This window comes from Lederbergia graminis (assembly GCF_042655485.1).
Lineage (GTDB): Bacteria > Bacillota > Bacilli > Bacillales > Bacillaceae_C > Lederbergia > Lederbergia graminis.
Genome location: NZ_JBHSMC010000001.1, coordinates 238,340 through 251,483 on the forward strand (window position 1 = coordinate 238,340; position 13,144 = coordinate 251,483).

The window sequence follows — 13,144 nt, forward strand, 5'->3', positions numbered from 1 at the left end:
AGGAAATTTTATCAATTGTAGACGAAGTTCGTCAATGAAAAACAAAATAGATTCATTTTTCTTAGAATTAAACTTCAAAATGCTTCTTATTTAACAAACTGCGATGAAAACCATATAATTGAGAAATAATAAATTTAAGTAACTAAAAAGGAGATAACACTTTGGTACAATCAAAACTAAATTCAAAAGTTCTATCCATTTTGGAAGATAAAATACAATTGATAAAAACAAATGAAGGTGCAATTTATTTAGTTGGTCCAATTAAATTACCCGTAAATCTATATGGCGAAACCGTTGTTTTTCAATGGTATTGCTGGTTAAACCAATGTGAAGTTACAGAGGATTTCCAAATGATTATTGATCGGTTATCTTCGGCAAACTTAGCGGAGTATCAGCAATCGAGCGTATTAGTGTATGGTGATTTCGGTTTTGCAGACGATGCTATGATTAGAATGCATTCGATTTGTCATACTGGAGATATTTTTGGTAGTAAACGTTGTGATTGTGGTTTTCAGCTAAAACAATCCATGAAAATGATAAAGGAACATGGAACAGGCGCATTATTCTATTTAGCAAATCATGAAGGTCGTGGTATTGGTTTATTTAGTAAAGCAATGGCCTATCTACTACAAGAAAATGGCTATGATACTGTAGAGGCAAATAATGGATTAGGTTTTGTAGATGATGCAAGAAATTATAGTGATGCAATTCATGTACTTAAGGCATTAAGAACGAAGCCAGTTACTTTAATAACAAACAACCCGAAGAAACTTGCTGCATTAAAAGAGTCCGGTATGCACGTATCTGGTAGAACACCATTATGGGGAGACATTTCTGAGTACAATGAAAACTATTTACAAACGAAGATCAATAAATCAGGTCATTTAAAAGAAGAAGGAACATGTTCCAATGACTAATCATGAATTTTATATGGATTTAGCGATACAAAATGCGAGAGCAATGAAAGGTCAAACAGATCCGAACCCTTTAGTAGGTGCAGTAATTGTAAACAATAATCGTATAGTTGGTATTGGTACTCATTTAAAAGCTGGTGAACCGCATGCAGAAATACATGCACTACGTATGGCTGGTAATGAAGCAGAAGGGAGCACAATATATGTAACATTAGAACCCTGTTCTCATCATGGACGGACTGGACCATGTGCAGAAGCTCTTGTAGAAGCTGGAGTACAAAGAGTCGTTATTGCAACATTAGATCCAAATCCAATTGTTGCCGGAAATGGTGTGAAAATATTAGAATCTGCAGGTATTGAAGTTATTGTAGGGATTTGTGAACAGGAATCAAAGAAAATGAATGAAGTTTTTAACAAGTTTATTGTTCAGAAAAAACCATTTATAACTTTAAAGGCTGCATCTACTTTAGATGGAAAGATTGCTACACATACGATGGATAGTAAATGGATAACATCTGAAGAAGCTAGATATGATGTTCACAAGCTCCGTAATGAAAACATGGCGATTTTAGTAGGGGTCAACACAGTGTTGGAGGACAATCCTGAATTAACAACTAGAATTCCAAATGGTAGGAGCCCGATACGTATTGTAATGGATTCTACACTAAGGATTCCATTAGAAAGTAAATTAGTAACGGATAAGCAAGCACCTACGTGGATATTTACAAGCCAGGCTTATAATAAGGATAAGAAGAAGAAATTAGAAGATCAAGGAATTTTAGTTTTTGTAACAAAAGGAACGGAGTCTGTTGATACAAGCGAAGTAGTTGAAATTTTAGGAGAGAATTTAGTCTCTTCCTTAATTATTGAAGGGGGAGGCAACATCCATGCCTCTTTTTTAGAAGCCAGGTTAATTGATAAGATAATCTTATATATGGCACCAAAACTTGTAGGAGGTCAAAACGCACCTTCTTTCTTAAGTGGAAATGGTGTAATGAAAATGGCTGATGCCATAAATATTAGTAATATGACTATTGAGATGATTGGCCCGGATATTAAGTTTACTGGATATCCGGATTATGTTAATGAAGAGAAGATTAACCAATAGTTTAGAAATTAAATATTTCCTCAGCTGATAACTTTAAATTTTCGTATAGAGAACAACATTTTGAAACGAACTATCTAGATTTTTCTATTATAGATGATAGTTCGTATTTTATTTACATCAAAATTCCTTTTTTTCATCCTCTCTAATTTATATGGAATAATACTAGTAAAACTCAAATGTTTTGAATCGTAATGTAATCGCATATTTATGTAGTAATAAATAGTTTCCTTACATACTTTTGGAAATGAAATATCAAAGCAAAGCATATATATGGATTATCTGTAGGAGGTGGGAAGATATGGAACATAATGCATTTGATAATGATTATCTGCAACAATTAACAAAAGATGAATTAATCGAGATTATTATTGAAATGAGGGAAGAAATTAATAAAGGGAATATCTCAAGCAAAAAGAAAAAATTTGAGGAAGAAGTGTTCCCACTTTGGAGGCCGCCATGGGATAAATAAAAAAAAGCCGCATAGTAATATGCAGCTTTTTTTATTCTATCTGTAGTTTAAGTTCTACCTTAGTTTTGTCATTCTCTTTTTTATCATTTGGTTTTATTGCCTTAAGTGCCAGTAGGGCAGCGATAATACTAAGAACACCTAAAACTAATACCATGTCGATTATTTTATCTTGCATTAAAATAGCAACAATTGGTGGCCCAGCAGCAACACCGGCAAATCGCATCGCACTAAAAATAGAGGTTATTGTTCCTCGCATTTCCTTATCAATACTTTGAGTAATAATAGCATCTAAACAAGGTAGTGCAGCACCAATTCCTATTCCACTAATTAAAAAAATCACAATAAGAAATACAAACTTATCGGAAATTAATGTTAATCCAACCATTGCTCCTGTAAGGAGAATACTGAAAAAAGTAATCCACTTCATTCTCGATAAGTTGTCCTTAATCATCTTTCCAGTTGTAAAAGATGCAACACATAGTGCAGCCAGTGGAATAGCTAAGAGAAATCCCTTTTTTAACCCGTCATAACCATATTTATCCTCTAGAATCGAAGATAAATAAAAGAGTAAACCAAATAAAATAAACATAACGATGGCTCCGATGATAAAAACAGCAAACAACCATTTTTTATGTTCCTTAAAAATTTCTTTTGTATTTTTAGTGAACTTACGGAATGAAAGTGGCTCTTCGTCACCTTTTGGTTTTCTTACAAATATTATGATCAGGATTAGTGATATTAGGCAAAACATTGGAATTGACCAAAATGGGAAAAACCATATAATCCCTGCAAAAAAAGAACCAACTATTGGACTTAACACTTTACCAAATGTGTTAGATGTTTCAATAATTCCTAGTGAAGTACTAACTTCATGTTCATCTTTGTAAAGGTCGCCAACTAAAGGTATGACGATTGGAAAAGCTCCAGCCGCACCAACGCCTTGAAGAATGCGACCAATAATTATCCAGATAAAGGCAGGGCTGGGATCTAGCTTCCATGCCGCCCATGCACAAATTAATCCTCCTAGTCCAGCGAGGATAAGGGAAGGGACTATGACAACTTTTCTGCCATATTTATCTGAAAGGAATCCTGCGACTGGTATTAGAAAGATCGCTACAATTGAATACACCATAATAATATAACTTGACTGAAGTTTTGTTATTTCTAACTGTATTTCCAGTAATGGAAGAATAGGTATTAACATGGAATTACCTAAAGTCATAATTAATGGAATTGTTGCAATTGAAACTAATGCCATTTTAGAAACTTTTGGTTTTTTATTTACGGTTTTCCCAATACTATGTTCGAATAGGTCCATAACAAATTCCTTTCAGACTTTATATATTTAATATCCACCAAATAACTTTTTTTATCCGACTGCATGATAGGTGGTAATTAAATCTAAAAGGAAAAATGGATTTATCACTTTTCATCTGTTACAGCTATTTCAGTAAATTGGAAGTCGTTACTTTTAGGAATTTGTAATTGCAATATATTGTCCCTTATTTGTGCAACAGCTCCCTTTTTTTTGACGAGACAAGGTAATGTTATCTTTTTTTTGCCACTTTGATCTAAGTTTTCTATATATACAATATTCGATGTGTGGTACACTTTTATTTCTTTATCAATCCTCTGTGCAGGTAACTTTATTTGAATAAAAACATCATCAAAACTTTCGAAAATAGTGACATCACTATTAGCTGGAGGCTTCTCTGTTTCTTTAACTTGTTGTTGACCCTTCATCACATTTTTCATCGTTTCATTTACAAATGAATGAACGTCCTCAGGATTTAACTGTTGCATTAACTTTTGTATGTCATTATTAAAAGGATATTTTCCCCATGGAAACATGATTTCACCCCATCGATCAGGACTTTCTCCTATATACTATGTGAAACAAATAAAGTGGGTATTTAATTTTGCTGAAAACCAATTTTATTTTAACAGTGGACTATTTTTGCTAAGAATAAACGGAATAAGCAAAACAGTTTGATTTTTCCAGAAACCATAGTAAGATGAAGGTGATTATACTATTAATAAGCATTATCCGACATTTTTTGCGAATAATTGCAAAGAAATTCTTTTAGGTCTTTATATTGCTTTGAAACAGTGATAGAATATGGCATGAGAGCGTTTTACAAAATTAGTTCTCATCCATAATTATTTGGTAAAATTCTTATAGATAAGAATAATATGGTTGAAATGGTGGAGGCGTATCGTAGATGAGTAAAGAGGCTTTATATCAGAGTGCACCGTGGCAAAATTTCACTGGCCCCAACCTCGGATATGTAATTGAAGTGTATGAGGAGTATTTAGAAGATCCAGAAAAAGTAGACCCCGAATTAAGAGAATTATTTGACGAGTGGGGTGCACCTACACCTGGTGTCGATGTAATGACAACAAAAGGGCAAGCTGATATTTCCTTTCAATTACCGGCAAATCCAGATGTATATAGCAAAATCGTCGCAGCAGTAAAACTAGCCGATAATATCCGTACTTATGGTCATTTAGCAGCAGAGACCAATCCTTTATTTGAAAAAGAGCAGATTAGAAGATTAGAATTATCAGAGTATAATCTAGCAGAAGCTGATTTGAAGAAAGTTCCTGCTTCATTTATATCACCTAATGCTCCTTCAGATTTAAAGGATGGACTTGATGCCATCAACCATCTGAAAAAAGTATATACGCAACGGATTTCTTTTGAATACCATCAAGTACATGAGCTGGAAGAAAGAAACTGGCTTCAACATCAAATTGAATCTGAGAAATTTTATCCTTCCTTAACGAAGGAACAAAGGTTAAATTTATTATATAGACTTGCAGAAGTAGAGGGGTTTGAATCCTTTATACATAGAACGTTTGTTGGACAAAAGCGTTTCTCTATTGAAGGACTTGATACTCTCGTGCCATTAATGGATAAGATTGTAAGTGCTTCAGTAGGATCTGGTACAAGAACAATTAATATTGGTATGGCGCACCGTGGACGCTTAAATGTCCTTGCTCATGTTTTAGAAAAACCATATAAACTAATATTCTCTGAGTTCCAACATGCTCCAAATAAGGATTTGATTCCATCAGAAGGATCAATTGGAATTACTTATGGTTGGACTGGTGATGTAAAATACCATTTAGGTGCAGACCGTCAATTGAAACAAGGCGATACTGTAAGGGCAAGAATAACACTTGCTAACAACCCAAGTCATTTAGAGGTAGTAGGACCTGTTGTTGATGGATATACACGTGCAGCACAGGAAACACGTAATCAATCTGGATATCCAATCCAAAATCTTGATAGTTGTTTAGCAATCTCAGTACATGGAGATGCTGCTTTCCCAGGTGAGGGAATTGTTCAAGAAACGTTAAATATGGGTCGTCTAAAGGGATATAATACGGGAGGAACTATCCATATTATAGCCAATAATATGATTGGTTTTACAACAGAGAGCACAGATTCACGTTCAACTAAGTATGCTTCAGATATTGCGAAAGGATTTGAAATTCCTATTGTACATGTTAATGCAGACGATCCTGAAGCTGTACTAGCAGCGGCAATCTTAGCTTATAAATATAGACAAAAATTCCATAAAGATTTTGTAATTGATTTAATTGGGTATAGAAGATTTGGTCACAATGAAACAGATGAGCCTATGGTAACAAATCCTCTTCTATACAAAAAGATAAAAAATCATAAGACTGTAAAAGAGTTATATGCTGAACGCTTAATTGAAAAGGGTTTATTATCTAAAGAGGAAGCCGAAAAAATCGATGAAGAGATAAAAAATAAGCTGCAAAGAGAATATGAATTAGCAGCTAAACATAGTGAAGATCAAGATACTGAGATGAACCCACCAGAATACATCATGAAAGGTTTTCAAGAACCGAAAACTAGTGTACCGATGGAGGAATTACAGCAACTTAATTCTGAACTTTTAAAGTGGCCAGAAAACTTTAATGTGTTTCAAAAGTTGAGTCGAATATTAAAAAGAAGAGAATCTGCCTTTAACGGAGATGGAAAAATAGATTGGGCGCATGCTGAATCACTTGCTTTTGGTTCAATATTAAAAGAAGGTACTCCAATTCGCTTAACAGGTCAAGATTCACAAAGAGGTACATTTGCTCATCGAAACCTAGTATTACATGATGAAACTACTGGTGAAGAGTATATACCGATGCACCATATATCTGGATCGAAAGCTTCATTTGTAGTGTACAATAGCCCATTAACAGAAGCTGGAGTAGTTGGTTTTGAATATGGCTATAATGTATTTGCACCAGAAACACTCGTGATATGGGAAGCTCAATTTGGTGATTTTGCAAATATGGCACAAGTATATTTTGATCAGTTTATATCTTCTAGTCGAGCTAAGTGGGGACAAAAGTCAGGACTTGTAATGATGTTACCTCATGGTTATGAAGGTCAAGGACCAGAGCACTCCAGTGGAAGAGTGGAAAGATTCTTACAAAGTGCTGCAGAAAATAACTGGACAGTTGCAAATGTTTCGACTGCAGGTCAATATTTCCATTTATTAAGAAGACAAGCAGCAACATTGCAAAAAGAAGAAGTGAAACCTTTGGTTCTGATGACACCAAAATCACTTCTACGTCATCCATTAGCATCTGTGGATGTTACAGATCTAACGGAAGGGAAATTCCAATCCGTTTTAGAACAAAAAGGATTGGGTGAAGACCATAACGCAGTTGAGCGAATTATTCTTTGCAGCGGGAAGATTGCTATTGATTTAGAAGAATATGTGACTGAAAAAGATAATCTAGAATGGCTCCATATTTTACGAGTTGAAGAATTGTATCCGTTCCCTAAAGCACAAATCGAAAACATTTTATCGCGTTATCCAAATGTAAAAGAACTAGTTTGGGTACAAGAAGAACCAAAAAATATGGGTGGATGGATGCATGTTGATCCTTATTTAAGAAAACTAGCTCCTCAAGGAGTAGAGGTGAGATATATAGGACGCCGTAGACGCTCTAGTCCTTCTGAGGGTGACCCAACGATTCATCGTAAAACACAAAATCTAATCATTCAAGAAGCAATGAAAAGATAAAAAAGCGGAAGGCAACGCCCAGGGGCGACAGGCAAATGTTCTGCCGTCAAGAAGTTGCATTATAACTTCGTGCCGGCAGGTTATTTGACCCCGAGCCCCTGTTGCCTGAAGCTGGACAAAGAAAAGCGGAAGGCAACGCCCAGGGGCGACAGGCAAATGTTCTGCCGTCAAGAAGTTGCATTATAACTTCGTGCCGGCAGGTTATTTGACCCCGAGCCCCTGTTGCCTGAAGCTGGACAAGCAATATTAGAAACTGAATATATCCATATGTTTTTAAAAATAAGCAGCGTATAACTAGAGACTACTAGATGGTTTATACTTAGAGGAGGATTTAAAGTGGCTGAAATTAAAGTACCTGAATTAGCAGAATCCATTACGGAAGGTACAATTGCACAATGGTTAAAGAAAGTTGGAGAACATGTTGAAAAAGGGGAATATATTGTAGAACTTGAAACCGATAAGGTTAACCTCGAGGTAATATCCGAAGAGTCTGGAGTACTTACAGAATTAAAGGCAGCAGAAGGTGATACGGTTCAGGTAGGAGATGTTATTGCCATTGTTGATGCTTCAGCTACAGGTGAAGTGAAAGAAGAAGCTCCAACTACCGAACCTGAAAAAGTAGAAGAACCGAAAGCTGAACAAGATGTGAAAGTAGAAACAAATGCAGAACCAAAAGTAGAAGAACCTGTTCAGGATAAAAAGGAACGCTTTATCGCTTCTCCTGCAGCACGTAAGTTAGCTAGAGAAAAAGGTATTGATCTAAGTAACGTGCCGACTACTGATCCTCTTGGACGCGTGAGAAAACAAGATGTTTCTTCTTATTCCGACCAACCAAAGCAAGAAACAAAGTCAGTCCAAAGTACAAAACCAATGCCTGAGCATGAAATTGGTAAACCTGTTGAACGTGTTCGAATTTCAAGACGTCGCCAAACTATTGCTAAGCGATTAGTAGAAGTGAAACAAAATACAGCAATGTTAACAACATTCAATGAAATTGATATGTCCGCAGTAATGGATTTGCGTAAACGTAAGAAGGATAAATTCTATGAACAACATGATGTTCGTCTTGGTTTCATGTCATTCTTTACGAAAGCTGTTGTAGCTGCTTTAAAGAAATATCCTGCTGTAAACGCAGAATTACAAGGCGATGAATTGTTATTGAAAAAATACTACGACATTGGTGTTGCTGTTTCAACAGATGAAGGATTAGTTGTACCAGTAATTCGTGATTGTGATCGAAAGAATTTCGCGGAAATTGAAGCTGATATATTAGCGGTAGCGAAAAAAGCTCGCGATAATAAATTGGCACTAAGTGATCTGCAAGGCGGAACATTTACGATTACAAATGGTGGGGTATTTGGTTCACTATTATCTACACCAATCTTAAACGGAACACAAGTTGGTATTTTAGGAATGCATACAATTCAAACAAGACCTGTAGCGATTGATGCAGAAAGAATGGAAAATAGACCAATGATGTATGTAGCATTATCATACGACCACCGTGTTATTGATGGAAAAGAAGCGGTAGGCTTCCTTGTTACAATTAAGCAACTTTTAGAAAACCCTGAAGATTTACTGTTAGAGGGATAATAAATATAAAAGTGTATAAGTATTCAATAAAAACCGAACTATTTTTAGTTCGGTTTTTATTGTCCTAAAAGATGTAGTTTATAAATAATTGACTTTAACTATATAAATTTAAAGTTTAAAGACAAGTGTATTTCCGAAGCGCTGTAGGTACACTAACAATGTTCCGATTTACATACTATATTTTGTTTTTACTAGCCACATTTTCAGAAATAAAAAAGCATGCAATTTTAGCTGCATGCTTTTTTACAATATTCAAATTTTCATAGAAGCATTATACTACTTTTAAACCTCGTTTTTTCAATTCAAGTTTCAATAATTTAATCCATTCACGTCCGTGGTTATTCTTCTTTGCGTCACGATAAGCAGCAACTAATAATTCATTGCTCATAATTTTCATGCAAGTAAAACCTCCTCGTGAAATTAAATTATTCTTTTGTATGTATTAATTTTACATGGAATTAATAAAAAAATAAAGCGTTTTCTATATAAAAAATATTTTATCTATTTATTAGTTAATTTGTTGAATTTTATGAATGTAAACGCTTTACTATTTCACTTATAATATCTATAATTATTAATATATATAATGAGCGATATAATGGGGGAGCGATAATGTTTGATGAGAGAATTGCCTTAAGAATGAGATTGGAGCAAATGAACGAGGCGGAAGAACGTTTGCTTTCAGAATTAAGAAAAGAACGGGCATTCATTTTTAACAGGCTTCGAGAATTAGACGAATTGCAGGAACATGAAGATCTTAATCATCAATCGGTCACTTCAACTGTAGAAATGAATTCTCACTTAGAACATAAGCAAGAATTATTGACACCTATGAAAAAAAGAAGAGCAAGACCTTCAAGACGCAGTAAAACAACGAAGATGAGAGAAACTGCTGTGGAAATATTAACTGCAGAACGAGTTCCAATGAGAAGTTCGGAATTACAGAAAATAATCGAAGAAAGAACAGGTTTTACAATAGCAAATATGACAACATTTATGAATACGATAATGAAAATTGATACGAATATTGAAAAACTTGGTAGAGGTTTATATACGTACAGGAAAAATAATAAGCTTGCTTAATGCAAGCTTATATTTTTTTGATAAAACATCTTTCTCTGATAGAATAAATAGGTCAACAAGTATAATTTTCATAAATAGAAAGGGAACAACAATCATGAATACGCAACAATTACCAATAGAAATCCAGAAAATAATAGCTGCAAGACAACAAGAATTTTCTAGACTTGAAGAAACTCTAGATCAAAAAGGTGGCTTTATTGCAGCAGATGATTTTTTATTATCAGATGCTGTCATTGCAATAGCTTTAGGGAAAAACGTTCTTCTTAAAGGACCAACAGGATCTGGAAAAACTAAGCTTGCAGAAACTCTTGCAACTTATTTCAAACAACCGATGCATAGTATAAATTGCTCGGTTGATTTGGATGTAGAAGCATTGCTTGGTTTTAAAACAATTGCTCAAGAAAATGGACAAAATACAATAGAATTTATCCCTGGACCAGTTGTGAAGGCAATGGACATGGGACATTTACTATATATTGATGAAATAAATATGGCAAAACCAGAAACACTGCCAATATTAAATAGTGTGTTAGATTATAGACGTATGGTGTTTAACCCTTTTACGGGTGAAGTTGTGAAAGCGAAAAAAAGCTTCGGTGTTATTGCGGCAATTAATGAAGGCTATGTAGGAACTGTGCCACTGAACGAAGCTTTGAAAAACCGCTTTGTCGTGATGGAGGTTCCTTATGTTCAAGGTGATGTACTGAAACATGTTCTCTTAAATGAGAGTAAATTACATGATCATCGCTTAATTGACAAATTTGTGATGCTTTCTGAGGATTTAATAACACAAGTGAAAAATGCACAAATTCCCGAAGAAGCTGCATCCATTCGAGCACTAATCGATACTTGTGATCTAGCTACCTATCTACCACCATTACGAGCGATTCAGCGTGGCATAATTGATAAATTGGAAGAAGAACGGGAGAAGGCAGCAATTATGAATATTGCTTCAACTTTGTTTGAGTAGGTGAAAAATATGTTGTATCGATTCATTAATTTTAATGATGAAAAAATTGATTCACTTTTATTAATGGAACTAGCTGATTTAACGAAAACACTTTCGAGAGATCCTGAGTTTGATACTGATTTTCGGGTCAATTCTTATATCGACCATCGCAATAAAAAGGTGTATGTTAGTCATTTTTGGACTCATCGTGAAGAACATATTATGCGTTCTGGCATGAAATCGGATGTTTATTTACGAGCATATGGAAATTTATATTATTCCAATGCAAGAGAACTATATAATTATGGGAATTGGTGTGAACAAACCAAAATACCTCGATTTGCAAAACAATTATGTATGTTAGCAGAAGATGTACGAATTGAAGAATTATGTAAACGAACTCGACCAGGTATGAAGAAAGATTTCCAGGTAAGGCGCGATATATATGAGAATCATTTTGAAAATCAGTTAAAAGTAAATGCAGATAAGAACTTTTTTTTAGATGCATTATTTAATCTGACTTATTTACTTATGAATTCTCAAAAACCTATATTTCAACTACCAGAAATACATGACGAAATAAATCCGTTATTACCATACTATAGAACTAAAATTGAACAACTAATGGAAGCAAATTCTACACAAGTAATTACTCAAATTAGTAAGGAAATCGTGGAATTCTTAGAAGAAGTAATTAATCGTGATATGGTAAATGAGTATTTTCACTTATTTATAGAAGATCCAGATAAAATTAGTGGAGATTATCGCGATTTAATGAGAAAAGATGAGCTCATCAATCAAGATATCGCTGATGAGAAGGCTGCTGGAGATGAGGAAGTTCACGGTGAGGAAATGAAAACATGGCATCGTGAGACTAGCTCACCTGGGAAGTCATTCTTACAATTTGATCTCGATCAAGGTACTCAGACAGATATTTTAGGAGACGAAGCACGTGAGGGAGAAGCTGGTGATCAAGCACTGGCAGTTATACAAGGATCTGCTCAAAAAACTTCGAATAAAGATTTTAGTCATTTAGAGGCATTAGAACATCAACATAATGAGAAAGAAAATAAAGGTGCACCATTTGGAAAAGAAAACAAATATGCGGAAGCAATTTTTATATCAAATATTATTACTAGTCCAGATAAGAAATCTGAATATCTTAAGTACAAGAATAAAGTAAACTTGTATCAAAAGAAATTAAAAAAGGCAATCGACCTTACATTAGAACATAAAAAGATCTTACCAAGAACACATTTGCAATTTGGAAAGTTAGATAGAAAACTTATTCGCATATTTACTGATGAAAATCCACGAATCTTTTATAAAAAAAATGAAAATTCGAATGAAATTGATGCTGTATTTAGCCTATTAGTGGATTGTTCTGCATCTATGGTGGATAAGATGGAGGAAACAAAGCGTGGAATAGTACTTTTTCATGAAGCATTAAAATCAGTAAAGGTACCACATGAAATCACTGGATTTTGGGAAGATGCTAACGACGTTACGGAAAAATACCAACCAAATTACTTTAAACGTGTCATTGACTTTTCCAGTTCCTTACATTATAAAACCGGACCAGAGATTATGTCGCTTGATGCAGAGGAAGATAACCGTGATGGTTTTGCTATCCGTGTTACAAGTAAACGATTATTAGAGCGACATGAAAAACAGAAATTTCTTATCGTTTTTTCAGATGGAGAACCTGCAGCATATGGCTATGATCAAAATGGAATTGTGGATACCCATGAGGCAGTTGTAGAGGCGAGAAAAAATGGGGTAGAGGTCTTTAATGTATTCCTATCAAATGAGGAAGTTCCTGAAGAACAGCGAAAAGTTTTTCAAAATATATATGGTGCCTATAGTTTGATTGTCCCATCTGTTGAAGCACTACCTGATTTATTATTTCCACTATTGAAAAGACTATTATTTAGATCAATACAGTAAAAAACGTTTCTCTCTAAGGGA

At 34.5% G+C, this 13,144-nt stretch carries 11 protein-coding genes; 8 read left to right on the plus strand and 3 right to left on the minus strand.

Going from position 1 to position 13,144, the window contains the following annotated elements:
- The first annotated feature begins 161 nt into the window (after window positions 1-161).
- The 3 genes from ACFPM4_RS01295 (at window position 162) to ACFPM4_RS01305 (ending at window position 2,491) form a co-directional block, all read left to right on the plus strand.
- Window positions 162-917, plus strand: coding sequence for a GTP cyclohydrolase II (locus tag ACFPM4_RS01295; protein ID WP_382346752.1), 756 nt, complete (start codon window positions 162-164; stop codon window positions 915-917).
- Complete coding sequence (gene ribD, locus ACFPM4_RS01300; protein WP_382346754.1) at window positions 910-2,022, plus strand: bifunctional diaminohydroxyphosphoribosylaminopyrimidine deaminase/5-amino-6-(5-phosphoribosylamino)uracil reductase RibD; 1,113 nt, start codon at window positions 910-912, stop codon at window positions 2,020-2,022. Before ACFPM4_RS01295 ends, ribD begins: the two co-directional genes overlap by 8 nt.
- Window positions 2,023-2,320: 298 nt before the next feature.
- Window positions 2,321-2,491, plus strand: coding sequence for a hypothetical protein (locus ACFPM4_RS01305; protein ID WP_382346757.1), 171 nt, complete (start codon window positions 2,321-2,323; stop codon window positions 2,489-2,491).
- Window positions 2,492-2,522: 31 nt separating this feature from the next.
- Here ACFPM4_RS01305 and ACFPM4_RS01310 read toward each other — a convergent pair whose 3' ends face one another.
- Both ACFPM4_RS01310 and ACFPM4_RS01315 read right to left on the minus strand, forming a co-directional pair.
- Window positions 2,523-3,809, minus strand: coding sequence for an MFS transporter (locus ACFPM4_RS01310; protein WP_382346760.1), 1,287 nt, complete (start codon window positions 3,807-3,809; stop codon window positions 2,523-2,525).
- Window positions 3,810-3,913: 104 nt separating this feature from the next.
- Complete coding sequence (locus ACFPM4_RS01315; protein ID WP_382346763.1) at window positions 3,914-4,342, minus strand: hypothetical protein; 429 nt, start codon at window positions 4,340-4,342, stop codon at window positions 3,914-3,916.
- 371 nt (window positions 4,343-4,713) lie between these two features.
- Here ACFPM4_RS01315 and ACFPM4_RS01320 point away from each other — a divergent pair, with 371 nt between their 5' ends.
- Window positions 4,714-7,551 (plus strand): 2-oxoglutarate dehydrogenase E1 component, encoded by a 2,838-nt coding sequence (locus ACFPM4_RS01320; protein WP_382346766.1) that lies wholly within the window; start codon window positions 4,714-4,716, stop codon window positions 7,549-7,551.
- A 336-nt stretch (window positions 7,552-7,887) separates the two neighbouring features.
- Window positions 7,888-9,144, plus strand: coding sequence for a 2-oxoglutarate dehydrogenase complex dihydrolipoyllysine-residue succinyltransferase (odhB, locus tag ACFPM4_RS01325; RefSeq protein ID WP_382346769.1), 1,257 nt, complete (start codon window positions 7,888-7,890; stop codon window positions 9,142-9,144).
- Between the two features lie 271 nt (window positions 9,145-9,415).
- Here odhB and sda read toward each other — a convergent pair whose 3' ends face one another.
- Window positions 9,416-9,541 (minus strand): sporulation histidine kinase inhibitor Sda, encoded by a 126-nt coding sequence (sda, locus tag ACFPM4_RS01330; RefSeq protein ID WP_144928424.1) that lies wholly within the window; start codon window positions 9,539-9,541, stop codon window positions 9,416-9,418.
- A 215-nt stretch (window positions 9,542-9,756) separates the two neighbouring features.
- Here sda and ACFPM4_RS01335 point away from each other — a divergent pair, with 215 nt between their 5' ends.
- The 3 genes from ACFPM4_RS01335 (at window position 9,757) to ACFPM4_RS01345 (ending at window position 13,123) form a co-directional block, all read left to right on the plus strand.
- Window positions 9,757-10,227 (plus strand): Rok-like winged helix domain-containing protein, encoded by a 471-nt coding sequence (locus ACFPM4_RS01335; RefSeq protein WP_382346773.1) that lies wholly within the window; start codon window positions 9,757-9,759, stop codon window positions 10,225-10,227.
- A gap of 94 nt (window positions 10,228-10,321) precedes the next feature.
- Complete coding sequence (locus tag ACFPM4_RS01340; RefSeq protein ID WP_382346776.1) at window positions 10,322-11,197, plus strand: ATP-binding protein; 876 nt, start codon at window positions 10,322-10,324, stop codon at window positions 11,195-11,197.
- Window positions 11,198-11,206: 9 nt separating this feature from the next.
- Window positions 11,207-13,123 (plus strand): vWA domain-containing protein, encoded by a 1,917-nt coding sequence (locus ACFPM4_RS01345; RefSeq protein ID WP_382348127.1) that lies wholly within the window; start codon window positions 11,207-11,209, stop codon window positions 13,121-13,123.
- Window positions 13,124-13,144: the final 21 nt, after the last annotated feature.